The organism is Paenibacillus sp. S29 (genome assembly GCF_049319765.1).
Taxonomy (GTDB): domain Bacteria; phylum Bacillota; class Bacilli; order Paenibacillales; family Paenibacillaceae; genus Paenibacillus; species Paenibacillus polymyxa_B.
In genome coordinates this window covers 1-231 of record NZ_JBMOUI010000118.1, presented here as the reverse complement: position 1 = coordinate 231, position 231 = coordinate 1, and the positions used below count along the sequence as shown (strand labels likewise).

Here is a 231-nt window from a genome sequence, read left to right as displayed (position 1 = left end):
TTCTGATTGCTTTTCATCACTCCATGCAGATACGCCTACTGATCCAAAACCGTCGATGATTTTCGCTTTTTCCGAAACAGTCACTAGCTCCAGCTCATCTACCAGCGCATCTGGTCTGTTAATCGCTTCTTCAATCATATGCAGCAAATGCTCACGGATTTGCTCTACAGCTGTACGTTCCAATACTCGCGCGTTGTACTCCAAATGGACATGAATTTCATCCCCCGGCAC

At 46.3% G+C, this 231-nt stretch carries 1 protein-coding gene; it reads right to left on the bottom strand.

Annotated features, from left to right (window positions below; all coding sequences use genetic code 11):
- The coding region (locus ACL9RM_RS26800) for a hypothetical protein (RefSeq protein WP_414126731.1) at positions 1-231 on the bottom strand (231 nt) is incomplete at both ends.